This window comes from Pseudomonas sp. BIOMIG1BAC, from assembly GCF_001705995.2.
Lineage (GTDB): Bacteria > Pseudomonadota > Gammaproteobacteria > Pseudomonadales > Pseudomonadaceae > Aquipseudomonas > Aquipseudomonas sessilinigenes.
On the sequence record NZ_CP049045.1, the window covers coordinates 7,586,255 to 7,609,950 of the forward strand.

Sequence of the window (23,696 nt, forward strand, 5' to 3'; positions counted from 1 at the left end):
CCAAGCCCGGTGCGCCTCAACCCATGCTCTTATCGTCCGCTTATCGGGTGTCCCATCGTCATGAGCCAACTACCTTTCCTGCCGTTCTCCAAACCCACCATCGATGAGTCCACCATCGCCGCCGTCGGCGATGTGTTGCGCTCGGGGTGGATCACCAGCGGGCCCAAGGTCCAGGCCTTCGAAGCCCAGCTCTCGGAATTCTTCGGCGGGCGTACGGTGCGTACCTTCAACTCCGGCACCTGCACCATGGAGATCGCCTTGCGCATCGCCGGCATCGGCCCTGGCGATGAAGTCATCACCACGCCCATCTCCTGGGTGGCCACCGCCAACGTGATCCTCGAAGTGGGCGCCACTGCGGTGTTCGCCGATATCGATCCGGTGACCCGCAACATCGATCTGGCCCAGGTCGAAGCTGCCATCACCCCACGCACCAAGGCCATCATCCCGGTCTACCTGGCCGGCCTGCCGGTAGACATGGACCGCCTGTATGCCCTGGCCAGCAAGCATGGCCTGCGAGTGGTGGAGGATGCCGCCCAGGCCCTGGGCTCGAGCTGGAACGGCCAGCGCATCGGCGCCGGTGGCGACTTCGTGTCCTTCAGCTTCCAGGCCAACAAGAACGTCACCTCCTCCGAAGGCGGCTGCCTGGTGCTCAATACACCGGAAGAAGTGCGCCTGGCCGAGAAGTACCGCCTGCAAGGGGTAACCCGCAGTGGCCAGGACGGCCTGGACGTGGATGTACTGGGTGGCAAATTCAACATGACCGACGTTGCCGCCGCCATCGGCCTCGGACAGTTCGCCCATATCGAGGCGATCACTGCCCATCGTCGCGAACTGGCCCGGCACTACTTCGAATGCTTCGGCAGCGACTTCCAGGAACGCTACGGCGCCCAGCTGCCACCAGCGGACTTCAACAACAGCAATTGGCACCTGTTCCAGCTGGTACTGCCGGAGCGCAAGGACGGTAAGCCCGCACGTGCCACCTTCATGGAGCAGATGCAGGAACGGGGAATTGGCATCGGCTATCACTATCCGCCGATTCACTTGCTGAGCCTGTACCGCGAGCGCGGCTTCAAGGAAGGAATGTTCCCGGTAGCGGAACGGGTTGGTCGCCTGATCGTGTCGTTGCCAATGTTCACGGCGATGAACAAGAGCGATGTGGAGCGCGCGGTAGCCGCGGTGAAGGAAGTCCTGCAAGGTTGAACCCGCGGCCGGCCTGGCATGCCAGGCCGGCCGCAATGCAGCTTACTCGCCGATGGAAGCCTTGTAGCCTGCGGCGTCCAGCAGCTTTTCCAGGTCGGCTGGGTTGGCTGGCTTGAGCTTGAAGATCCAGGCGTCGTACGGCTCGCTGTTGAGCAGTTCAGGGCTGGCGCTCAGCTCCTCGTTGACCTCGATTACTTCACCCGCCACCGGGGCATAGATATCGGAAGCGGCCTTTACCGACTCCACGACTCCGGCCTGGTCCCCTGCCCCGAACACCTTGCCGACTTCGGTCAGCTCGACGAATACCACGTCGCCCAGAGCCTCCTGGGCATGGTCGCTAATACCCACGGTCACGCTGCCATCGGCTTCCAGGCGGGCCCATTCGTGGCTTTCGGCAAAACGCAGGTGGGCAGGGATATCGCTCATGTTCTATGTCCTCAAGAAGAAATGATCAGCGGCGCAACGCCCGCTGCAAAATGTTAGATCAAGGTTTTGCCATGGCGCACGAAGGTCGGCTTGACTACCCGCACCGGGTACCACTTGCCACGGATTTCCACTTCGGCTCGATCACCGGTGGCCATCGGCAGCCGCGCCAGGGCAATCGACTTACTCAGCGTAGGGGAGAAACTACCACTGGTGATCTCTCCTTCGCCAACATCAGCGATACGAACCACCTGGTGCGCCCGTAGAACCCCACGCTCTTCCAGGACCAGACCCACCAGTTTCTGCTTCACGCCGGCCGCTCGTTCGGCCTCCAGGGCAGCACGCCCGATGAATTGGCGCGAGGCCGGTTCCCAGGCGATGCTCCAGGCCATGTTCGCCGCCAGGGGCGAAACCTCCTGGTGGATATCCTGGCCATAGAGGTTCATGCCGGCCTCCAGGCGCAAGGTGTCCCGGGCACCCAGGCCAATGGGCGAGATGCCCGCGCCTACCAGGTCGTTGAAAAATGCCGGGGCCTGTTCGGCAGGCAGGACGATTTCCAGCCCATCCTCACCGGTATAGCCAGTACGGGCGATGAACCAGTCACCGTCGGTGCGCCCCTGGAAGGGCTTGAGTTGCTGGATCAGGGTGGCCCGCGACTGGCTCACCAGCTCGGCGATGCGCTGCCGGGCCTGAGGCCCCTGGATCGCCAGCATGGCCAGTTCCGGGCACTCGCGCAGCTGTACCTGGAAGCTCCCCAATTGCGCTTGCATCCAGGCCAGGTCCTGCTCGCGGGTGGCCGCATTGACCACCAGGCGATAGGTGTCGTCGAGACGGTAGACGATCATGTCGTCGACGATGCCGCCCCGCTCATTGAGCATGGCGCTGTACAACGCCTGGCCGGGGCTGTGCAGGCGTTCGACGTCATTGGCCAATAGATGCTGGAGCCAGGCCTTGGCCTGGGGGCCGTCGACATCGATCACGGTCATGTGGGATACATCGAACACCCCGCAGTCACGTCGCACCTGATGGTGCTCCTCGACTTGCGAGCCGTAGTGCAAGGGCATATCCCAACCGCCAAAATCGACCATTTTCGCGCCAAGGGCGAGATGCAGGTCATACAGAGGCGTACGCTGTCCCATGGGTTTCTCCTTCCGGGCGTGGCGAGGGTGCGGGCTGGCGCTGCAAAGGTGAAAGCCTTGAAAAACAAGGCCTACAGCCGGTTTCAGCGTCCCGGCCAAACAACAGACCGCACCGAATGCCGCGCATTGTAGCCGCAAGGTGCAGGGCTGGCACCTAACCGATTCGATGGGCCGAGCGGCGGATCAGGCCGATCACCGGCAACAGCCCCACCAGCACCAGGGTCAGGGCCGGCAGCGAAGCCCGTGCCCATTCCCCTTCACTGGTCATTTCAAAGATCCGTACCGCCAGGGTGTCCCAGCCGAACGGGCGCATGAGCAACGTAGCGGGCATTTCCTTGAGCACGTCGACGAACACCAGCAGGGCGGCGCTCAAGGTCCCGGGCAACAGCAGCGGCAGATACACTTTGAAAAACAGTCGCGGACCACCGACCCCCAAGCTGCGAGCGGCCTCAGGCAGCGACGGGCGAATCCGTTCCAGGCTGGTTTCCAACGGGCCATAGGCCACGGCAATGAAGCGCACCAGATAAGCCAGCAGCAATGCACAAAGGCTGCCCAGCAGCAAAGGCTTGCCAGCGCCCCCCAGCCAACTGGAAAGCGGGATCACCAGTTCACGGTCCAGGTAACTGAAAGCCAGCATGATCGATACCGCCAGCACCGAGCCCGGCAACGCATAACCGAGGTTGGCCAGGCTCACGCCACTGCGGATGCCACGGGTTGGCGCCAGGCGCCGGGCAAAGGCCAGCATCAGCGCGACGCTGACGGTAATCAGCGCGGCCATGCCCCCCAGGTACAGGGTATGGACGATCAACCCGGCATAACGCTCATCCAGGTCGAAGCGACCGCGCTGCCAGAACCAGGCCAGCAATTGCAGCAGCGGGATCACGAAGGCACAGGCGAATACCAGCAGGCACCAACCCGTGGCCGCCAGGGCCTTGATGCCACGCAGCGGATACAAGGCCTTGCCCCGGGGCCGTTCGTTACCCGTGCGGCTGGCGCCCCGGGCGCGCCGTTCGCCATACAGCACCAGCATCACGGCCAGCAGCAACAGGCTGGCCAGTTGGGCGGCACTGGAGAGGCTGAAGAAGCCATACCAGGTCTTGTAGATCGCCGTTGTGAAGGTGTCGAAGTTAAAGACCGCCACCGCGCCGAAATCCGCCAGGGTCTCCATCAGGGCCAGAGCTACCCCGGCGCCGATGGCCGGTCGGGCCATGGGCAGCGCCACGCGCCAGAACGCTTGCCAGGGCGATTGCCCGAGCACCCTCGCAGCCTCCATCAAGCCCTTGCCCTGGGCCAGGAAGGCGTTGCGCGCCAGCAGGTAGACATAGGGATAGAACACCAGGACCAGGACCAGGATCACCCCACCGGTGGAACGCACCCTCGGCAACCTGAGGCCACTACCGAACCACTCCCGCAACAGGGTCTGCACCGGCCCGGAAAAATCCAGCAGGCCAACGAAGACAAAGGCCAGCACATAGGCCGGGATCGCAAACGGCAGCATCAGCGCCCAGTCCAGCCAGCGTCGCCCCGGGAACTCGCAGAGGCTGGTGAGCCAGGCCAGGCTCACTCCCAGCAACGTGACCCCGACGCCGACCCCGAGCACCAGGGTCAGGGTATTGCCGAGCAGACGCGGCATCTGGGTTTCCCACAGGTGGGACCAGATCTGCTGGTCGACGGCCTGCCAGGAAAACAGCAGCACACTCAGAGGCAACAGCACCAGGGCCGCGACGGCAAAAACCAGGGGATACCAGCGACGTTGGGCAGGGTGGGCCACGGAAAACTCTCAGGTCAGGGGAAGGGCTTCAAGGCTGGGCCGCGAAAGAAAACGCCCCGCAAAGGCGGGGCGCAGTATAACGGCAGGCTCAGTTCCAGCCCGCGCGGTCCATCAGGCGAATGGCCTCGGCCTGGCGCTTGCCGGCAATCTCCACCGGCAGGGTATCGGCGACGAACTTGCCCCAGCTGGCCACTTCCGCAGACGGTGCCACCGCTGGGTTGGCCGGGAACTCCTGGTTGACGTCGGCGAAGATCTTCTGCGCTTCAGGGGTGGTCATCCACTCCACCAGCGCCTTGGCGGCCTCCGGATGCGGTGCATGCTTGGTCAGGCCGATCCCCGACAGGTTCACGTGTACCCCACGATCGCCCTGGTTCGGCCAGAACAGTTTCACCGCCAGGTTCGGCTTCTGCTTGTGCAGGCGGCCGTAGTAGTAGGTGTTGACGATCCCCACGTCGCACTGGCCAGCGTTGATGGCTTCCAGCACGGCGATGTCGTCGGAGAACACGTCGGTGGACAGGTTGTTGACCCAGCCCTTGAGGATCTCCTCGGTCTTGTCCGCGCCATGGGTCTCGATCAGCGTGGCGGTCAGCGACTGGTTGTAGACCTTCTTCGCCGTGCGCAGGCACAGGCGGCCTTCCCACTGCTTGTCGGCCAGGGCTTCATAGGTGGTCAACTCGCCCGGCTTGACCCGTTCGGTGGAGTAGGCCAGGGTCCGCGCCCGCAGGCTCAGGCCGGTCCAAGCGTGGTTGGAGGAGCGGTATTGCAGGGGAATGTTGCTGTCGATGACCTTGGAGGTGAAGGGCTGCAGGATGCCCATCTGTTCGGCCTGCCAGAGGTTGCCGGCGTCCACGGTCAGCAGCAGGTCGGCGGTGGCGTTCTCACCCTCGGCCTTGATGCGCTGCATCAGCGGCGCTTCCTTGTCGGTGATGAACTTGATCTTCACCCCGGTCTTCTGGGTGTAGGCATCGAACACCGGCTTGATCAGCTCGTCGATACGGGAGGAGTAGACCACCACTTCGTCGGCGGCCTGGGCAGTGCCGGCGATGAGGGTGAGTGCCAGGGCGGTCAGTAGACGCTTCGGTGCCAACATGGGAGCAGTCTCTCGTATGCAAAGTGAGGCGAAATGATAAGGACTACCATTTGCTGGCTCAACCGAACCCGGAGCCGAGGAGTAACCAGATGTTGCGCGGGAAAAACGCGACCCGCCTTGCAGCGGCGCCTGCCCCGGCAGGCACCATCGGGGGCCCGGATCACTCGGCCCGGGCCAGCTCCGGCAGGTCGCCACTCAGGCCCAGTGCCTGGCGCACGAACAGGGCCTTGGCCTCGGGCATCTGGTCGACCACCTTCAAGCCGGTGTTGCGCAGCCAGCGCAGCGGCAACGGATCGGCCTGGAACAGCCGCTCGAAACCCTCCATGGCAGCCATCAGCGCCAGGTTATGAGGCATGCGCTTGCGCTCGAAACGGCTCAGCACCTTGACCTCGGCCAGGCGCTCGCCACGTCCGGTAGCCTCCAGCAACACCTGGGCCAGTACCGCGGCGTCGAGGAACCCCAGGTTGACCCCCTGCCCCGCCAGCGGATGGATGGTGTGGGCCGCATCGCCGATCAGCGCCAGGCCCTCGGCCACATAGCGCTTGGCATGGCGCTGGCGCAACGGCACGCAAAGCCGTGGATCGGCGCCGAGCACCTGGCCCAGGCGCCCCTCAAAGGCCCGTTCCAGCTCGGCACAGAAGCTTGCGTCGTCCAGCGCCATCAGGCGCTCGGCCTCGGCGGGCGTGGTGGACCAGACGATGGAGCACCAGTCGTGCTGGCCATCCCGCACCAGAGGCAGGAAGGCCAGTGGGCCGGTGTCGGTGAAGCGTTGCCAGGCCGTCAGTTGGTGAGGCTGGCTGCTGCGCACGCTGGTAACGATGGCGTGGTGCAGGTAATCCCATTCGCGGGTGGCGCAACCGGTGAGGCGGCGCACCGCCGAGTTGGCACCGTCGGCAGCGACCACCAGTGGCGCCCGCAGCGTGCGGCCATCGGCCAGGGTCAGCAGCCAGTCTTCGCCGGAGCGGCGCATCTGCTCCAGCCGCGCATTGGCCAGCAGACCGATATCACACTCATGCAAGCGCTCTAGTAGGGCATCCTGGACTACCCGGTTCTCAACGATGTGCCCCAGCACTTCGGCATGCACGCTGGCCGCCGAAAAGTGGATCTGGCCAGTACCACTGCCGTCCCAGACCTGCATATCGCGATAAGGGCTGCTGCGCCGGCCAGCGATGCCATCCCAGGCGCCGAGACGCTGCAAAATCCGCTGGCTAGCCGCCGACAGGGCACTGACCCGGGGTTCGAATGGCGACTGCTCGTCGAAAGGCTTGACGCTCAGGGAGCCGCCATCGAGCAACAGCACTTCCAGACCGCTACCCTGCAACGCCAGGGCCAGGGCACTGCCGACCATGCCGGCTCCGACAATCAGCACATCTGCGCGCATTTCCATGCCTTAGGCCTATCTCGCTTGCGGCTTGAGCCGCACATAAAGGGTTTTGTCGACCCGCGCCACCAGGGTGCCGGAGCCATCGTGAATCTCTACCTGCAACTGCGGCAGGTACTTTTCTCCGGCAGCGGTGTGCTGGCGGATCTGGTCGATCAGGGCCTGGTCGATGTTGAACCGGGCGAACACCGGGCCCTTGCCCGGCGCGATGAAATCAATGGCTGCGGCCTTGTCCCAGACGATGTAGTCGCGCCCCAGGTTCTCCATCAGCATCAGCATGAAGAACGGGTCCACCATCGAATACAGGCTGCCGCCGAACTGGGTGCCGACATAGTTGCGGTTGTACCAGCCCAGGCCCATGGACACCTGGACCTCGCGAAAGTCCGCGGCGATGTGGCCAATCCGCACTCCTGCCCCGAAATAGGGTGGGTACAGGTTCAACACCCAACGCAACAGGCGCGCCTTGCCGACGCGTCGGGCCAGCCACTCACGCATCCGGACGAACGCCCAGGCCCATGGCCTGGCGGGCGAACCAGCGCTTGGCCGGCGGCAGCAGGTCCAGGCCGAGCAAGCCCAGGTTACGCCCCACCGAGAGCAGTGGCAGCTTGCTGCCGAACAGTCGCGTCACCTGGTCCGAGAATCCCACGGTCAGGTTCTGGTCCAGGCGCTGGCGCTCACGATAGGCCTGCAGGACCGTAAAGTCGCCCGGCGCACGCTCGCTGCCGAGCAGGGCATCGGCCAGGGCCTGGGCGTCACGCAACGACAGGTTGAAACCCTGGCCGGCGATCGGGTGCAGGCTATGGGCGGCATTGCCCAGTACCACCAGGTGCGGGCGCACCTGTTCCTCGGCCTCCACCAGGGACAACGGGTACAGGTGCCGGGCGCCCACTTGCCTGAGGGTGCCCAGGCGATAGCCGAATACTCCCTGCAACTCACTGAGGAAGCTGCGTTCGTCCAGCGCGGCCAGGCGCTGGGCGTCCATCCCCTGGCGGGTCCAGACCAGCGCACAGCGGTTTTCCGGCAGCGGCAGCAAGGCCATCGGGCCATCATCGGTGAAGCGCTCGAAGGCCATGCCCCCATGGGCTTCGCTGGGCGTGATGTTGGCGATCAATGCGCTCTGGTCATAGGGTCGGTTCCTGACCCCGATACCCAGTTGCTCGCGCAAACCGGAACGACCGCCATCGGCGAGCACCGCAAGATCGCACTCAAGGGTGGTTTCGTCATTCAGGGTCAGGCGGTAGCCACCTTCCAGCGGCTCCAGGCGAGTCACCTCGGCCGGACAGCGCCAACTGATCACATCCTTGTCCAGCCCCTGCCACAGGCATTGGCCGAGCCAGGCGTTTTCCACTACATAGCCCAGGGCCGGAACGCCTTCTTCCATCGCCGACAAGCGCGCAGTGGAGAAACGGCCACGGTCGGACACATGAATCTGCTTGATCGGCTCGGCGCGCCGGGAAATCGCCTGCCACAGGTCCAGGCGCTGGTAGATCTGCCGGGCGCCGAAGGACAACGCCGAGGAGCGTGCGTCATAGCTGGGCTGGAAACTGTCGCCAGGAGCGAATGGCTCGATCAGCACGATCTTCCAGCCACGAGCCTTGGCCCCGGCCTGCAGGGCCAAAGCCAGGCTGGCACCGACCAGGCCGCCACCGATGATGGCCAGGTTGACCCGGCTCATGATGCCCGGACCTGGGCAGCGGCCATCAGCGCCTCGATCTCGGCGACGCTCTTGGGCACGCCTCCTGTCAGAATTTCACAGCCCTGCTTGGTCACTACCACGTCGTCCTCGATGCGCACGCCAATGCCGCGCCACTTCTTCGCTACTTGCTGGTTGTCCGGGGAGATGTAGATGCCCGGCTCCACGGTCAGCGCCATGCCGACCTCCAGTACCCGCCACTCGCCGCCGACCTTGTACTCGCCGACATCGTGTACATCCATGCCCAGCCAGTGCCCGGCACGGTGCATGTAAAACGCCTTGTAGGCCTCGCTGGCGATCAGCTCGTCAACATTGCCTTCCAGCAGGCCCAGCTTCACCAGACCGTTGGTGATGACCCGAACCGTCGCTTCATGGGCCTGGTTCCAGTGTTTTTCCGGGGCGATCTCGGCGAAGGCGGCTTCCTGAGATGCCAGCACCAGTTCGTAGATCGCCTTCTGCTCCGGGGAAAACCGGCCATTGACCGGCCAGGTACGGGTGATATCGCTGGCATAGCAGTCGATTTCACAACCGGCATCGATCAGCACCAGGTCACCGTCCTTGAGCAACGCATCATTTTGCTGGTAGTGCAGGATGCAGCTGTTACGACCCGCCGCGACGATGGAACCGTAGGCCGGCATCTTCGCCCCGCCCTTGCGGAACTCATAGTCCAATTCGGCTTCCAGGCTGTACTCATGCAACCCTGGCCGACCGGCCTGCATCGCCCGGATATGCGCCTGGGCGGAAATCCGCGCGGCCTCGCGCATCACCTTCACTTCCGCCGCCGATTTATACAGGCGCATGTCGTGCAGCAGATGATCCAGGGCAACGAATTCGTTCGGTGGCTGGGCGCCGAGATGGGCCTTGGAACGGATTACGTTGATCCAGTCCATCAGGTGGCGATCGAACTCGGGGTTGCTGCCCATGGCCGAATAGACCCGGTCGCGCCCCTCGATCAAACCAGGAAGGATGTCGTCGATATCGGTGATGGGAAAGGCATCGTCCGCCCCATAGTCGCGGATCGCGCCTTCCTGGCCGGCCCGCAGGCCATCCCAGAGCTCGCGCTCGGCGTTGCGCTCACGGCAGAACAGCACGTATTCGCCATGCTCGCGACCGGGCATCAGCACGATCACCGCCTGGGGCTCGGGGAAGCCGCTGAGGTACTGGAAGTCGCTGTCCTGGCGGTAGACGTGTTCCACGTCGCGGTTGCGAATGGCCACGGCCGCCGCCGGCAGGATCGCGATGCTATTGGGCTCCATCTGCGCCATGAGCGCCTTGCGGCGCCGACTGTATTCCGCTTTCGGGATATGAATCATGGGCAGGCCGGCTCCCGTCAGATCAATGCAGAGACGGCTTGGCGGCCGGTACGGCGGCCTTGTTGGTTTCGGTGAACAGCAACAGCGGCGCGACCCGCAGGTACTCCATCACTTCCATGTAGTCGTTTTCACCGTCGTCGGATTCTTCCAGGGCGTCCTGGACCTGAGCGATGGCTGCAAGGTCCTGCAACACTTCCGTAGCTTCGGCGCTCAGGGCGCTGCTATCGCGGGAGTTGAGGCCAAAACCGGCGAGGAATCCCTGGCACCATTGGCCCAGGGCAGCGGCGCGTTCGGCCAGCGGCGCGTCATCGCTGGGCAGCAGCAGGACCACGGTCATGTCGTCGCTGGTCAGCTCGCCTTTGACCATTTCCTGCAGGCCGATCAAGGCATTACGTACGTTATCCTGAGGCTCGCCTTCGAGCAGCTCGGTGGCATCCACCAGCCAGCCGTCGGCGTCGAACCCGGCGCCGGCACAGCTACGACCTAGCAACAGGCCGTGCAGTTCGGCAGGGGAAACAGGATGGCCATTGCTGCTGAGCAGGGTGGCGAAAGCACTATAAGGGGAGTTCTGAATGGGCATGGGCAGCTAGGCGCCAAGCGGCGCAATGTCTAGAATGAAGGCCTTGTATCGTAGGGCGTGTCACCGTTCATTGCCAGCGTCGCGTTGTGCTTTGCGCCCCGCTACAACGGTCCACAGGGCCTCGGGCAAGGGACAGTCCACCGACCGGCAGCACCAGACGGCCAGGAGCGTCCAGGTTGTCCGGGGGCAGCCAAGCCAGTTGCCACTCATCAGACCAAATTCAGTGGGACACAATGGAAGACACCGACCTGCACGCACTGATGGCCAGACTCGAACTGCTTATTACCCGGGTCGAGCAACTAAAGAGTCAAAACGCACTCTTATTAGCTCAGGAAAAAACCTGGCGCGAGGAACGCGCGCACCTCATTGAAAAAAACGAAATCGCCCGGCGTAAGGTCGAATCGATGATTTCGCGCCTCAAGGCCCTGGAGCAAGACTCATGAGTTCAAGCAATAGCGTTACCGTGCAGATCCTCGACAAAGAATATTCGATCATCTGCCCCCAGGAAGAACGTAGCAATCTGGTGAGCGCCGCCCGTTACCTGGACGGCAAGATGCGCGAGATCCGCAGCAGCGGCAAGGTCATCGGGGCCGACCGCATCGCCGTGATGGCCGCCCTGAACATTACCCACGACCTGCTGCACCGCCAGGAACGCCCGGACGTCCAGAGCAGCGGGACGACCCGCGAGCAAGTGCGCGACCTGCTGGAGCGTGTCGACCTGGTCCTGGCCACCGATTCGGACACAAGCAAAGCTGATTCCTGACAGCGGTTGCGGTATACTCCCGCCACTCCCTGGGGTGCTTGCCAGTTGGCGATGTCCCTGAGCCGATTTGCACTACCCTGGAAGTTGCACGTTGGGCTGGTGTGCATGTCCGCTAGACGGAAAGCCTTAAAGCCTGCTGCATCTCCCGCCTTGAACTCTCGGGTTCAAGGGCTAAGTCGACAGCGGTTCGCCTGGGGAGCCTGAATTGCCAATCAATGCCAGTTAGCCAAGCTGGCATTGGTTTTTCCGGGTAGGCTGTCCTGCCATCCCGACTGCCAATAGCTGCCTCCATGACCGAACCTGCGCCGCTCTCCCGCCCGCAACTTCGCCGCATGCTGCGTAAAACCCGCCGTGCCCTGACCCCTGCCCAGCAGCGCCAGGCCGCCCGTGGTTTGTATCGACAGTTGGCGCAAGACCCGGTGTTTCGTCGCGCGCGGCACCTCTCGCTGTACCTGCCCACCGACGGAGAGATCGATCCACGTCTACTGTTGCGTGCCGCCCAGCGCCGGGGCAAGGCCACCTACCTGCCGGTACTCAGCGCCTGGCCACGGACCAAGATGGTCTTCCAGCGCATTCGGCCAGGAGAGCAGCTGCGCCCCAATCGCTTTCGTATCCTCGAACCCAAAATCAATGTCGCCCGGCAACGCAAGGTCTGGGCCCTGGACCTGGTACTGCTGCCCCTGGTGGGGTTCGATGAAGAAGGTGGGCGCCTGGGAATGGGCGGGGGCTTCTATGACCGCAGCCTGGCCTATCTCGCGCGCCGCCAGAGTTGGCGCAAGCCGAAGCTGCTGGGGCTGGCCCACGAGTGCCAAAAGGTCGGGAAACTGGATCAGGCCAGTTGGGATGTACCGCTACACGGCACGGTGACCGATCGGGGATGGTACGGGGCCAGGTAGGCACCGAACCCGATCAGTAGCGATTCAACGCTTGAGAGGTTGCGATTGCTGCTGTGCGATCTCGACGGGAGCATCGGTCTTGCTGGCCCATAAGCTCTGCGCATAACCGGTGGTCACAACGCCCAAACCGAACAAAATAACCAAAATCCATAGCAAATCCGGTTGGCGTTTCATCGATTGCCCCCCCTCAGGCAAATCACACACTGGTGGTAACGGCGTCCATGACAGGCCGAACAGCAGCGTCAAGCTTAAAATCCCGGCATTTTGCGATAACGTGAACCGACACGCAAATGCTGGCGTCAACCGACCGTCGGTTTGTCATAAAATTGCCAGATCACCCGTTCACTCACCTTGTCGGAGGGCAAGAACATGGCCTATTGGCTGATGAAATCCGAGCCGGACGAGCTCTCCATCGAGGGTTTGCAAGCCCTTGGCCAGGCCCGCTGGGACGGCGTGCGCAACTACCAGGCACGCAACTTCCTGCGCGCCATGGCCGAGGGCGACGAGTTCTTTTTCTATCACTCAAGTTGTCCCGAACCGGGCATTGCCGGGATCGGTCGGATCGTCAAGGGCGCCTACCCGGACCCGACGGCCCTGGAGCCGGAAAGCGTCTATTTCGATCCCAAGTCCAGCGCCGAGAAGAATGCCTGGAGCGCTATCGACGTGGCCCATGTACAGACCTTCGGCAGGGTCCTGCGCCTGGACTATCTCAAGCAACAGGCGGCCCTCGCCGACATGCCCCTGGTGCAAAAAGGCAGCCGCCTGTCGGTCATGCCCGTGACTGCCGAGCAATGGGCCGCGGTACTCACCCTGCGCTGACCCGCGACACTGCCACGGCCATGCAAGCCATGGCAGCATCGGCGGTTTTTTGCCTGGCACCCCATGCAGCCCGCGAACAATGGGGTTAGGCTAGCGCCCTTTACATTTGACGAGCATCAAGCCGCCCAGGCCCAGGGTTCGTCAGACTAGGACGCTATAGCCGCAGGACGCAGAACCCATGTCGACGAACCATCGTTCTTCCCGCCTCTTCGCTGTTTCCCTCTTGATTCTGTTGCTCGCCGCCGGTGGTTTCGGCTACTGGAAATCCCTCCAGGACCGCCTGCCCGAAGGCCTGAGCATGGGTAACGGCCGGCTCGAGGCCACTGAAGTACAGATCGCCAGCAAGATTCCGGGGCGCCTGGCCGAGGTCCGGGTCCATGAAGGTGACAAGGTGCTCCAGGGGCAGTTGCTGGCGCGCATGGATACTCGCACCCTGGAGGCCCAGCGCGCCCAGGCCGAGGCCGAAGTGGCCCGGGCCCGGGAAAACCTCAGTGCCGCCGAAGCTAACGTGCAACTGCGCCAGAGCGAACTGCTGCTGGCCAACCAGGAGCTCAAGCGCTCACAGGAATTGTTCCGCCGTGGCTTCGCCAGCCAGCAGATCATCGACCAGCAGCAAGCCCGCCTGAGCACCGGCAACGCCGCCGTGCTGGCGGCCCAGGCCCAGGTCGCAGCGGTCAAGGCGGCAATTGGCGCGGCCCAGGCCCAGGTGGCCCAACTCACCAGTGAAATCGACGACAGCAGCCTGCGGGCCCCCATCGACGGCATCATCCAGCTGCGCCTGGCCGAACCTGGCGAAGTGCTGGGCGCCGGTGGCCGGGTACTGTTGCTGATCGACCCCAACGACCAGTACATGAATCTCTACCTGCCGGCTTCGGTCACCGGTCGCCTGACCGTTGGCGACGAAGCGCGGATCATGCTCGACGCCCTGCCCAACCAGCCATTGCCGGCGAAGATCAGCTTTGTCGCGGCCAAGTCGCAGTTCACTCCCAAAGAAGTGGAAACCCGGGATGAGCGCCAGAAGCTGGTGTTCCGGGTCAAGGTGCACCTCACCCAACCTGCTGCGGTACCACAAGCCAAGCCAGGCATGCCTGGCGCCGGCTATGTGCGCACGGCTCCCGTGGACTGGCCGGCCAACCTGAAATGAGCGCCCTGGCGCTGCACGCGACGGGCATCGGCCATCGCTACGGTTCCCAGCAGGCGCTGGTGGACATCGCCTTCAGCCTCCCGGCAGGTACCCGCTGCGGCCTGATCGGGCCTGACGGCGCCGGCAAATCCAGCCTGCTGGGGCTGATCGCCGGGGTCAAGAAACTCCAGCAGGGCGATCTCCAGGTACTCGGTGGCGATATTACCCAGCGCCGCCATCGCAGCAGCCTGTATCCGCGCATTGCCTTCATGCCTCAGGGCCTGGGCGGCAACCTGTACCCGGAGCTGTCCATCAGCGAGAACATCCGCTTCTTCGCCACCCTGTTCGGCCTGCCGGCCAAGGAATGCGAACAGCGCATGCACAGCCTGCTGCAGGCCACCGATCTGCTGCGTTTCGCCGAACGCCCGGCCGGCAAGTTGTCGGGCGGGATGAAACAGAAGCTTGGGCTGTGCTGTGCGCTGATCCATGAACCGGACCTGCTGATCCTCGACGAGCCCACCACAGGGGTCGATCCGCTTTCGCGCCGGCGTTTCTGGGAACTGGTGGAGGACGTGCGCCGGCAACGCCCACAACTGACGCTCCTGGTCGCCACCGCCTACATGGAGGAAGCCGAGCAGTTCGAGCATTGCCTGATGCTCGACCGGGGCCGGTTGATTGCCCAAGGCCTGAGCCGGGAACTGGCCGGAGTGACCGCCAGCGGCAAGCTCGACGACGCCTTTACCCATTTCCAGGGCGACGCCCGCCACGACAGCCAGCCGCTGGTGATTCCGCCCCGCTCCAGCGACAACCAGGACATCGCCATCGAGGCCCATGAACTGACCCTGCGCTTCGGCGACTTCACCGCCGTGAACAAGGTCAGCTTCGCCATCGGTCGCGGGGAAATCTTCGGTTTCCTGGGCTCCAATGGCTGCGGCAAGACCACCACCATGAAGGTCCTCACCGGCCTGATGCCGGCGACCGAAGGCAGCGCCAAGCTGCTGGGCAACCCGGTGAATGCCAAGGACCTGGCCACCCGCAAGCGGGTCGGTTTCATGTCCCAGAGCTTCTCGTTGTACGGCGAGCTCAGCGTGCGCCAGAACCTGGAACTGCACGCCCGGCTGTTCGACCTGCCTAAAGACCAGAGCGCCCCGCGTATCGAGGAGCTGATCCAGCGTTTCGACCTGGGGGAAATCGCCGAACAGCAGTCAGGCGCCCTGCCACTCGGCTTGCGCCAGCGCCTGTCATTGGCGGTGGCGGTGCTGCACCGCCCGGAGGTGCTGATCCTCGACGAGCCCACCTCAGGGGTCGACCCGGCAGCTCGCGACGACTTCTGGCGGCTGTTGATCGAGCTGTCCAGGGAACAGGGCGTGACCATCTTCCTGTCCACGCACTTCATGAACGAAGCCCAGCGCTGCGACCGTATTTCCCTGATGCACGCAGGCAAAGTACTGGCCTGCGACACCCCGGCGGCACTGCAGCAGCAGTTTGCCGGCGACACCCTGGAGGCCGCCTTCGTGCGTTGCCTGGAAGAGGCCCAGGGCACGGCGGATACACCGGCGCCAGCACAGCCAGAGCCTCCCGCCGCGCCCACTGCCATCGCTCCCGTACGCTCGGGCCTGAGCCTGGCTCGCCTGCTGGCAGTGGCCACCCGTGAAGGCAAGGAACTGCTGCGCGACCGGGTACGCCTGGGCTTCGCCTTGCTCGGGGCGCTCTTCATGATGGTGATCTTCGGCTACGGTATCTCCCTGGATGTGGAGAAGCTGGCCTTCGCCGTCTACGACCAGGACCAGACCCCACAAAGCCGCGCCTACCTGGAGGCCTTCCGCAGCTCACGCTATTTCGAGGAAAAACCCGGCATCCGCAACTCCAGCGAGCTGCATCGACGGCTGCAACGCTCGGAAATCAAGCTGGCCCTGGAGATCCCCCCGGGCTTTGGCCGCGACCTGTATGCCGGGCGCCAACCCGCCGTCGCCGCCTGGCTGGATGGCGGCATGCCGTTTCGCGCGGAAACCAGCCGCAACTATGTGGAGGCGGTGCACCAGGCCAACCTGGAGCGGTTGGCGGAGCAAAGCAGCCTGCCCCGCGGCCCGAGGCCTGCAGCCAAGCTGGAGACCCGCTTTCGCTACAACCAGGATGTGGTCAGCGTGAACGCCATCGGTCCGGGCGTCATGGCCCTGATCCTGGCCTTTATCCCGGCCATGCTCACGGCCCTGGGCATCGTTCGCGAGAAAGAGCTGGGCTCGATCACCAACTTCTATGCCACGCCCCTGACCCGCCTGGAGTTCCTCCTGGGCAAGCAGGCGCCCTACCTGGCCGTCAGCCTGATCAACCTGGGACTGCTGGTGGCCATGAACCGCTGGTTGTTCGGTGTGCCCTTCAAGGGCAGCGGCCTGACCCTGGCCCTGGGCGGCGTGCTCTATGTACTGGCGACCACCAGCATGGGCCTGTTGATCTCGGCCTTCACCCGTACCCAGATCGCCGCAATCCTCGGCACCATGATCATCACCAGCCTGCCGACCATCCAGTTTTCGGGGCTGATCGTGCCACGCTCGTCCCTGGACGGTTCGGCGGCGATCATGGGGCAGCTGTTCCCGGCCGGGCACTTCCTGGACATTGCCGTCGGCACTTTCACCAAGGCCCTGGACGTGCGCGAACTCTGGCCCCAGTGCCTGGCCCTGGTGGGGTTCTTCCTCGGTTTCACCGGGCTGAGCCTGGTCATGTTGAAAAAGCAGGAGGTCTGATGAACCGGCTTGCCCATATCCTGCGCCTGGGCCTCAAGGAACTGACCAGCCTGCGCCACGACAGCGTCTTGCTGTTGTTCCTGATGTACGCCTTCACCGTGGCCATCTACCTGCCCGCCGCCGGCTCGGTCATCGGTGTACACAACGCCAGCGTGGCCGTAGTGGACGAAGACCATAGCGCGCTGTCGCGCCTGCTGGCACAGTCACTGCAACCGCCGGAGTTCCAGCCCCCGGTCGCCCTGCCTTATGACCGCCTGGACACCGTGATGGACCAGGGCCAGTACACCTTCGTGATCAACGTTCCAGCCAGCTTCCAGAGCGACCTGCTGGCCGGCCGCCAGCCAGCGGTGCAAGTCAATGTCGATGCCACGGCCATGAGCCAGGCATTCATGGGGGCCGGCTACATCGGCCGGATCTTCCAGCGTGAATTGCTCAACTACGCCGACCAGGGCGATGTCGCAAGCAAGGCTCCGGCCCGGCTGACCACTCGCGCCCTATTCAATACCAACCTGGAGGGCGGCTGGTTCCTGGCAGTGATCCAGATCGTCAACAACATCACCATCCTGGCCATCGTGCTCACCGGCACCGCCCTGCTGCGCGAACGCGAGCACGGTACCCTCGACCACTTGCTGGTGCTGCCGCTCACGGCGCTGGAAATCATGCTGGCGAAGGTCTGGAGCAACATGCTGGTGGTGGTGCTGTGCACCTGGATATCGCTGGAAGTGGTTGTCAAAGGCTTGCTGGGCGTGCCGCTGGCGGGCTCCCTGGGGCTGTTCCTGATGGTGACCGCACTCTATCTGTTCGCCAGCACGGCCTTGGGCATCTTCCTCGCTACCCTGGCCCGCTCGACCCCGCAGTTCGGCTTGCTGGCGATCCCGGTGATCATTCCGATGCTGTTGCTGTCTGGTGGCAGCACACCGCTGGACAGCATGCCGCAATGGCTGCAATGGGTGATGCAGGGTTCACCCTCGACGCATTTCGTCAGCCTGAGCGCGGCGATCCTGTTTCGCGATGCGGGCGTCAGCGTGGTCTGGCCCGACCTGCTGGCCCTGGCCGGGATCGGCCTGGCGTTCTTCGCCATCGCCCTGGCACGCTTTCGCAAGAGCCTGGCGTCCTGAACCCGACCGGCACACGGGCCCGCAAGGGCGCCGTGGCTGGCCGAAGGGAGGTGGGTGTTACTGGATGATCAGGTTGTTGAACAGCAGGTCCTCGACCACCGGCTTGCCGGTCTCGTCGCTCATCACCTGCTGCACCTGCTTGAGGGCTTCCTGACGCAGTTTTTCCTTGGCCTCGACGTTGTTCATGGTCTCGGTGGTCTGCTGGGCGAACAGCGCCACCAGTTGGTTGCGAATCAATGGCTCATTGGCCTTGACGGCCTGGGCCGCAGGGTCGCCGGTCACCCGCAGGGCTACGTCGGCCTTGTAGACCTTGAGCTTGGGACCGCCATCCAGGCCATAGTTGCCCACGAAGGGTGGGTTCAGGCTGATGTAGCTGACTTTCGGTGCTTCGCCTTCTTTAGCCTCTTCGGCCATCGCTGCCACAGGCAGGGAGAGGGCCAGCAGCAACATGATCCACGCTTTCACAATTCGCTCCTTAATCCGGTTTGCGGCCTAGCATAAAGGCCCGTCCGCCTGAGCCCAAGCACAAGCTTATAGCTGGCTATCAGGGCCGGGCATGCTCGTTGACCGCCTGATTCACACTCCTACACTTATCGGCCACCACTCCCAAAGGAATAGCCCTGATGAAAGCCGTGCTGTGCAAAGCCTTCGGCCCCGCCGAAACGCTGGTGCTGGAAGAGGTTGCAAGTCCAGAGCCGAAGAAGAACGAGATCCTGCTGGATGTACATGCTGCTGGGGTCAACTTCCCGGACACCCTGATCATCGAGGGCAAGTACCAGTTCAAACCGCCATTTCCCTTCTCCCCAGGTGGCGAGGCGGCCGGCGTGGTCAGCGCGGTGGGCGAGAAAGTCGGGCATCTCAAGGTGGGCGACCGGGTGATGGCCCTGACCGGCTGGGGCAGTTTCGCCGAGCAGGTGGCGGTACCGGGCTACAACGTACTGCCGATTCCACAGGCCATGGACTTCAACACCGCAGCGGCCTTCAGCATGACCTACGGCACCTCGATGCACGCCCTCAAGCAGCGGGGCAACCTGCAGCCCGGCGAAACCCTGCTGGTGCTCGGCGCTTCGGGTGGCGTAGGCCTGGCAGCGGTGGAGATCGGCAAGGCCATGGGGGCCCGGGTGATCGCCGCCGCTAGCAGCGCCGAGAAACTCGCGGTGGCCAAGGCCGCCGGTGCCGACGAATTGATCAACTACAGCCAGGCCAGCCTCAAGGACGAGATCAAGCGCCTGACCGGCGGCAATGGCGTCGATGTGATCTACGATCCGGTGGGCGGCGACCTGTTCGACCAGGCCATCCGCTCCATCGCCTGGAACGGCCGCCTGCTGGTGGTGGGGTTCGCCAGCGGGCGCATCCCCGAACTACCAGTGAACCTCGCCCTGCTCAAGGGCGCTGCGGTAGTGGGCGTGTTCTGGGGCTCCTTTGCCCAGCGCCAGCCCCAGGACAATGCGGCGAACTTCCAGCAACTGTTCGCCTGGCACGCCGAAGGCAAGCTCAAGCCCCTGGTGTCCCAGGTCTATCCCCTGGCCGAGGCGGCCCGGGCCATCGACGATCTCGGCCAGCGCAAGGCTGTGGGCAAGGTGGTAGTACAGGTTCGCTGAAACCAAGCCGGCGCGCCTTTTCCGGCCCCTTGGCCTTGCGACGATTCATCGGCTTCAATCAATGCGGATGATCTGCCGCTGCGAATCCGCAGCGGCTTTCCCATGGAGAGGCCAAATGATGATGAGCACATTGCACAGACTGGTGATGGGACTTTTGGCATTGCCGCTGTTCGCCGGCGCCCTGCAGGCCTGCGCCCACGACAGCGCCGGGCTCAGGAACACGACGGTGCTGATCGTGCGCCACGCCGAAAAGCCCGAACAGGGCAGCGGGCTGAGCCCCCGGGGCGAAGAACGGGCCAAGGCCTACGCACAGTACTTCGATCCGCTGCGCCTTGCCGACGAGCAGTTGCTGCCACAACGCTTGATCGCCACCCGTGACAGCAAGGAAAGCGCGCGTCCACGGCTGACCCTGACACCTCTCTCCCAGCGCCTGAACCTGCCCATCGAACAACCCTACGACGACCAGGATGTGGACAAACTGGCCAAATCCCTGGGCAAGGACAACCAGGCCCGGGTGGTCCTGATCGCCTGGCACCACGGCAAGATCTACAAGTTGATCAAGGCATTCGGCGGCGACGGCGAAAAACTCACCGGACAACAGTCCTGGCCGGGGTCGGTCTACGACTGGCTGATCGTCCTGCGCTTCGATGACAAGGGACAACTGATGGAGTCCCGCAGCCAGAAGGTGCAGGAGCATCTGCTGCCGGGAGATGGCAACTGAGCGATCCGGCTTGTCAGGCCCCTACAGCCCGGCAGCGCTTGAGCCGCGCCTCCAGGTTGCGATCCGGCATGGCGTGGCTGCGCAGGGCCTGGACCGTCTGCTCGACATAATCACGAGTGGTGCCATAGCGCCCGCAAGCGCTCTCGAACACCTGGTTGAGCACATGATCCGGCAGGTTGCCAGCGTAGCTGGGCAGGTGTCGCTCCAACACGAAGCCCAGCGCCTGGACCAGGTTGCCATCGGCCAGGCGGCAATTGAGCCAATGGGGTCGGTAGGAAGGGAACGGCATTTCCCGTTGCCATAGGGCGTACAGGGAATCTTCCAGGCGCTCCTCGGGCAAGCGATAGGCGAATCCGCTGCAGGAGCCGCCACGGTCCAGGCCAAACACCAGGCCGGGTAACTCAGGCGTGCCCCGGTGCTCGTGGGACCACAGGTAAAGGCCACGATGGTAGCCATGCACCCGCCCCCGGATGCGCTCGACTGCCGAGCACTCGGGGCGCCAGATCAACGAACCATAGGCGAACAGCCAGACCGGCCCACCCTTGTGCCGGGCCATGGTGGACTGCATGGAGCTTAGGAGTTGCTCGTGCGTCAACTGCGGCCCCAGATCGAGCCGTGGAGGATAGGCCAGGTTCAGATAACCGGATTCAAGGGCTGTCATGGCGAATAGCGTTCGGCTCCCCGCGTATAAGAAGTTACTTAGTAGAACGCCTGGCAGTAACGACAAGACACATGACTTTCAAACAAGCCAAGTACAAGTAACTAGAACGACTTAACTTTAACGACTGATATATAACTTACCGATATCCATTCAATTACATAAATATCGATAAGTTATATAAGGAGTTATAAAGCCAGTTGCCGCCTTGTGGCACTCAGGGACGCGGGGCGTAGGCAAATACATCGGCACGCATCTGGTGGGCATCCATACCTGCATTCACCAGGGCATCCAGGGTGGCATAGATCATCGCAGGCGAGCCGCTGGCGTAGACATGCACCGACGCGAGGTCGGCGATGTCCTCGCAAACCGCCTCGTGCAGCATGCCGCAACGCCCTTCCCAGCCACACAGGTCGCTGACCACTTTGTGCAGATAGAGGTTGGGCAACTGCTGCCATTGTTCCCAGTGTTCCAACTGGTAGAAATCTTCAGGGCGGCGTACTCCCCAGTACAGGTGCACCGGATGCTTGAAGCCCTTGGCCCGGCAATGCTCGATCAGGCTGTGCATCTGGGCCATGCCGGTGCCCGCGGCGATCAGTACCAGCGGCCCATCGGGCAGCTCCGACAAATGGGTGTCGCCAAACGGCAGCTCCACCCGCGCCATGCGGTTGCGTTGCAGTTGCTCGATCAAGCTTTGCGCACTGTTTTCACGAGCCAGGACATGCAGCTCCAGATCGCGCCCGTCGTGAGGCGCCGAAGCCAGGGAGAAAGCCGATTTCTCGCCATTTTCCCGCTCCAGCATCAGGTACTGGCCTGCGTGATAGCGAGGGGGCTTGCCGGCCGGCGCCCGCAACCGAATCCGCCAGACATCGCCGCCGACTTCCAGGCACTCAATCAGCTGACACGACAAGCTGCGCACCGGCAACTCTCCCAGCGCAAGGACGCCATCCCACAGCACGATGCAGTCTTCCAGCGGCTCTGCAATGCAAGTGTAGAACTCGCCGTGATCATGTACATCGCCGGCTTGCTGCACGCTGCCCTCGACCAGCAGGGCAGCACACACATGGCAGTTACCGTTGCGGCAGCTCTGCGGGCAGTCATAGCCCAAGCGCCTCGCCGCATCGAGAATCCGCTCTCCGGGCAGTGTCTCGAGCACTGCTCCGGAGGGCTGCAGGGTTACACGCATCAATCTATTCCTAACTGATTCCAGATGGCATCGATCCGGCGGGTGACCGCCTCATCCTTGACGATGACCCGGCCCCACTCTCTGGTGGTTTCTCCGGGCCACTTGTGAGTGGCGTCGAGCCCCATTTTCGAACCCAGGCCGGATACCGGCGAGGCGAAGTCGAGGTAGTCGATCGGGGTGTTGTCGATCATCACCGTGTCGCGCTTGGGGTCCATGCGCGTGGTGATGGCCCAGATCACATCGTTCCAGTCCCTGGCATTGATATCGTCGTCGGTGACGATAACGAACTTGGTGTACATGAACTGTCGCAGGAACGACCACACGCCCAGCATTACGCGCTTGGCGTGGCCAGGGTATTGCTTTTTCATGGTCACCACCGCCATGCGGTACGAGCAGCCCTCGGGCGGCAGGTAGAAGTCGGTGATCTCCGGGAATTGCTTCTGCAGGATCGGCACGAACACTTCGTTGAGCGCCACGCCGAGGATCGCCGGCTCATCCGGCGGACGACCGGTGTAGGTGCTGTGGTAGATCGGCTTGGTGCGATGGGTGATGCGCTCCACGGTGAACACCGGGAAGCTGTCCACTTCGTTGTAGTAGCCGGTGTGGTCGCCGTAGGGGCCTTCCGGGGCCATCTCGCCCGGATGGATCACGCCTTCGAGGATGATCTCGGCGGTGGCCGGGACCTGCAGGTCATTGCCACGGCACTTCACCAGCTCGGTGCGATTGCCCCGCAACAGGCCGGCGAAGGCGTATTCGGAGAGGGTGTCGGGCACTGGGGTCACGGCGCCGAGGATGGTAGCCGGGTCAGCGCCCAGGGCCACGGCGACCGGAAACGGCTGGCCGGGGTTCTTCTCGCACCACTCACGGTAATCCAGTGCGCCACCGCGGTGGCTGAGCCAGCGCATGATGACCTTGTTGCGGCCGATGACCTGCTGGCGATAGATCCCCAGGTTCTGGCGATCCTTGTTGGGGCCGCGGGTCACGGTCAGGCCCCAGGTGATCAGCGGTGCCACATCGCCTGGCCAGCAATGCTGGATCGGCAACTGCGAAAGATCGACGTCGTCGCCTTCGACCACCACTTCCTGGCACACCGCGTCCTTGACCACCTTCGGCGCCATCGACACGACCTTCTTGAAGATCGGCAGCTTGGACCAGGCGTCCTTCAGCCCCTTGGGCGGCTCGGGTTCCTTGAGGAAAGCCAGCAGCTTGCCGATCTCGCGCAGCTCGTCGGTGGACTCGGCGCCCATGCCCATGGCCACTCGCTCGGGGGTGCCGAACAGGTTGCCCAGTACCGGGATATCGAAACCCGTGGGCTTTTCGAACAGCAATGCCGGGCCCTTGGCGCGCAGGGTGCGGTCGCAGACTTCGGTCATTTCCAGGACAGGAGAGATGGGAACCTGGATGCGCTTGAGTTCACCGCGCTGTTCCAGGCCGCGGATGAAGTCGCGCAAATCGCGATACTGCATGCAAGAGCCTCGTG

The 23,696-nt window shown here is 63.6% G+C and carries 24 protein-coding genes and 1 other RNA gene; 11 read left to right on the plus strand and 14 right to left on the minus strand.

Going from position 1 to position 23,696, the window contains the following annotated elements; all coding sequences use genetic code 11:
* Positions 1–60: 60 nt before the first annotated feature.
* Entirely contained in the window at positions 61–1,200 is a 1,140-nt protein-coding gene (locus ATY02_RS35365) for a DegT/DnrJ/EryC1/StrS family aminotransferase (RefSeq protein ID WP_068576035.1), read from the plus strand.
* Positions 1,201–1,242: 42 nt separating this feature from the next.
* Here ATY02_RS35365 and gcvH read toward each other — a convergent pair whose 3' ends face one another.
* From gcvH to ATY02_RS35410, 9 genes are all read right to left on the minus strand, one after another.
* Positions 1,243–1,626 carry a glycine cleavage system protein GcvH gene (gcvH, locus tag ATY02_RS35370; protein WP_068576033.1) on the minus strand — a complete coding sequence of 128 codons (384 nt, stop codon included), beginning with the start codon at positions 1,624–1,626 and terminating at the stop codon, positions 1,243–1,245.
* Between the two features lie 53 nt (positions 1,627–1,679).
* Entirely contained in the window at positions 1,680–2,762 is a 1,083-nt protein-coding gene (gcvT, locus tag ATY02_RS35375; protein ID WP_068576031.1) for a glycine cleavage system aminomethyltransferase GcvT, read from the minus strand.
* A gap of 154 nt (positions 2,763–2,916) precedes the next feature.
* On the minus strand, positions 2,917–4,533 hold the full coding sequence (locus tag ATY02_RS35380; RefSeq protein WP_068576029.1) for an ABC transporter permease: 1,617 nt from the start codon (positions 4,531–4,533) through the stop codon (positions 2,917–2,919).
* A gap of 88 nt (positions 4,534–4,621) precedes the next feature.
* Complete coding sequence (locus ATY02_RS35385; protein WP_068576027.1) at positions 4,622–5,623, minus strand: extracellular solute-binding protein; 1,002 nt, start codon at positions 5,621–5,623, stop codon at positions 4,622–4,624.
* Positions 5,624–5,783: 160 nt separating this feature from the next.
* Positions 5,784–7,004, minus strand: coding sequence for a 2-octaprenyl-3-methyl-6-methoxy-1,4-benzoquinol hydroxylase (locus tag ATY02_RS35390; protein WP_164823761.1), 1,221 nt, complete (start codon positions 7,002–7,004; stop codon positions 5,784–5,786).
* A 15-nt stretch (positions 7,005–7,019) separates the two neighbouring features.
* The gene (locus ATY02_RS35395; protein WP_068576023.1) at positions 7,020–7,499 is read right to left on the minus strand and encodes a DUF4442 domain-containing protein; all 480 of its coding nucleotides are present in this window, start codon (positions 7,497–7,499) and stop codon (positions 7,020–7,022) included.
* The gene (gene ubiH, locus ATY02_RS35400) at positions 7,492–8,679 is read right to left on the minus strand and encodes a 2-octaprenyl-6-methoxyphenyl hydroxylase (RefSeq protein ID WP_068576020.1); all 1,188 of its coding nucleotides are present in this window, start codon (positions 8,677–8,679) and stop codon (positions 7,492–7,494) included. Before ubiH ends, ATY02_RS35395 begins: the two co-directional genes overlap by 8 nt.
* The gene (pepP, locus tag ATY02_RS35405; RefSeq protein ID WP_068576018.1) at positions 8,676–10,010 is read right to left on the minus strand and encodes a Xaa-Pro aminopeptidase; all 1,335 of its coding nucleotides are present in this window, start codon (positions 10,008–10,010) and stop codon (positions 8,676–8,678) included. Before pepP ends, ubiH begins: the two co-directional genes overlap by 4 nt.
* A gap of 22 nt (positions 10,011–10,032) precedes the next feature.
* The gene (locus ATY02_RS35410; RefSeq protein ID WP_068576016.1) at positions 10,033–10,590 is read right to left on the minus strand and encodes a YecA family protein; all 558 of its coding nucleotides are present in this window, start codon (positions 10,588–10,590) and stop codon (positions 10,033–10,035) included.
* Positions 10,591–10,823: 233 nt separating this feature from the next.
* On the opposite strand from ATY02_RS35410, the gene ATY02_RS35415 reads away from it, so the two are divergent.
* From ATY02_RS35415 to ATY02_RS35430, 4 genes are all read left to right on the plus strand, one after another.
* Complete coding sequence (locus tag ATY02_RS35415) at positions 10,824–11,033, plus strand: TIGR02449 family protein (protein WP_011064144.1); 210 nt, start codon at positions 10,824–10,826, stop codon at positions 11,031–11,033.
* Positions 11,030–11,353 (plus strand): cell division protein ZapA, encoded by a 324-nt coding sequence (locus tag ATY02_RS35420; RefSeq protein WP_068576014.1) that lies wholly within the window; start codon positions 11,030–11,032, stop codon positions 11,351–11,353. The genes ATY02_RS35415 and ATY02_RS35420 overlap by 4 nt, the downstream gene beginning before the upstream one ends.
* A 23-nt stretch (positions 11,354–11,376) precedes the next feature.
* Positions 11,377–11,555, plus strand: a non-coding RNA gene (ssrS, locus tag ATY02_RS35425) — 6S RNA.
* A gap of 88 nt (positions 11,556–11,643) precedes the next feature.
* Positions 11,644–12,249, plus strand: a complete 606-nt coding sequence (locus tag ATY02_RS35430; RefSeq protein ID WP_068576012.1) for a 5-formyltetrahydrofolate cyclo-ligase — start codon at positions 11,644–11,646, stop codon at positions 12,247–12,249.
* A gap of 24 nt (positions 12,250–12,273) precedes the next feature.
* Here the strand turns inward: ATY02_RS35430 and ATY02_RS35435 are convergent, their stop codons facing one another.
* Positions 12,274–12,495 (minus strand): hypothetical protein, encoded by a 222-nt coding sequence (locus ATY02_RS35435; protein WP_124347124.1) that lies wholly within the window; start codon positions 12,493–12,495, stop codon positions 12,274–12,276.
* Between the two features lie 123 nt (positions 12,496–12,618).
* Between ATY02_RS35435 and ATY02_RS35440 the strand changes: the two genes are divergently transcribed.
* The 4 genes from ATY02_RS35440 (at position 12,619) to ATY02_RS35455 (ending at position 18,050) form a co-directional block, all read left to right on the plus strand.
* Positions 12,619–13,068, plus strand: a complete 450-nt coding sequence (locus ATY02_RS35440) for an EVE domain-containing protein (RefSeq protein WP_068576010.1) — start codon at positions 12,619–12,621, stop codon at positions 13,066–13,068.
* A gap of 178 nt (positions 13,069–13,246) precedes the next feature.
* Entirely contained in the window at positions 13,247–14,212 is a 966-nt protein-coding gene (locus tag ATY02_RS35445; protein ID WP_068576008.1) for an HlyD family secretion protein, read from the plus strand.
* The gene (gene rbbA, locus ATY02_RS35450) at positions 14,209–16,932 is read left to right on the plus strand and encodes a ribosome-associated ATPase/putative transporter RbbA (RefSeq protein WP_068576005.1); all 2,724 of its coding nucleotides are present in this window, start codon (positions 14,209–14,211) and stop codon (positions 16,930–16,932) included. Before ATY02_RS35445 ends, rbbA begins: the two co-directional genes overlap by 4 nt.
* Complete coding sequence (locus ATY02_RS35455) at positions 16,932–18,050, plus strand: ABC transporter permease (RefSeq protein ID WP_068576003.1); 1,119 nt, start codon at positions 16,932–16,934, stop codon at positions 18,048–18,050. The genes rbbA and ATY02_RS35455 overlap by 1 nt, the downstream gene beginning before the upstream one ends.
* Positions 18,051–18,107: 57 nt before the next feature.
* Here ATY02_RS35455 and ATY02_RS35460 read toward each other — a convergent pair whose 3' ends face one another.
* On the minus strand, positions 18,108–18,515 hold the full coding sequence (locus ATY02_RS35460) for a flagellar basal body-associated protein FliL (protein ID WP_068576001.1): 408 nt from the start codon (positions 18,513–18,515) through the stop codon (positions 18,108–18,110).
* 158 nt (positions 18,516–18,673) lie between these two features.
* Here ATY02_RS35460 and ATY02_RS35465 point away from each other — a divergent pair, with 158 nt between their 5' ends.
* Together ATY02_RS35465 and ATY02_RS35470 are read left to right on the plus strand one after the other, a co-directional pair.
* Positions 18,674–19,651: an NADPH:quinone oxidoreductase family protein gene (locus ATY02_RS35465; RefSeq protein WP_068575999.1), complete on the plus strand. Its 978-nt coding sequence runs from the start codon at positions 18,674–18,676 to the stop codon at positions 19,649–19,651.
* 118 nt (positions 19,652–19,769) lie between these two features.
* Positions 19,770–20,372: a flagellar basal body-associated protein FliL gene (locus ATY02_RS35470; protein WP_068576064.1), complete on the plus strand. Its 603-nt coding sequence runs from the start codon at positions 19,770–19,772 to the stop codon at positions 20,370–20,372.
* Between the two features lie 13 nt (positions 20,373–20,385).
* On the opposite strand, the gene ATY02_RS35475 is transcribed toward ATY02_RS35470, so the two are convergent.
* From ATY02_RS35475 to ubiD, 3 genes are all read right to left on the minus strand, one after another.
* Positions 20,386–21,033 carry a gamma-glutamylcyclotransferase gene (locus ATY02_RS35475; RefSeq protein ID WP_068575997.1) on the minus strand — a complete coding sequence of 216 codons (648 nt, stop codon included), beginning with the start codon at positions 21,031–21,033 and terminating at the stop codon, positions 20,386–20,388.
* A 214-nt stretch (positions 21,034–21,247) separates the two neighbouring features.
* On the minus strand, positions 21,248–22,216 hold the full coding sequence (locus ATY02_RS35480) for a CDP-6-deoxy-delta-3,4-glucoseen reductase (RefSeq protein WP_068575995.1): 969 nt from the start codon (positions 22,214–22,216) through the stop codon (positions 21,248–21,250).
* Entirely contained in the window at positions 22,216–23,682 is a 1,467-nt protein-coding gene (ubiD, locus tag ATY02_RS35485) for a 4-hydroxy-3-polyprenylbenzoate decarboxylase (RefSeq protein ID WP_068575993.1), read from the minus strand. Before ubiD ends, ATY02_RS35480 begins: the two co-directional genes overlap by 1 nt.
* Positions 23,683–23,696: the final 14 nt, after the last annotated feature.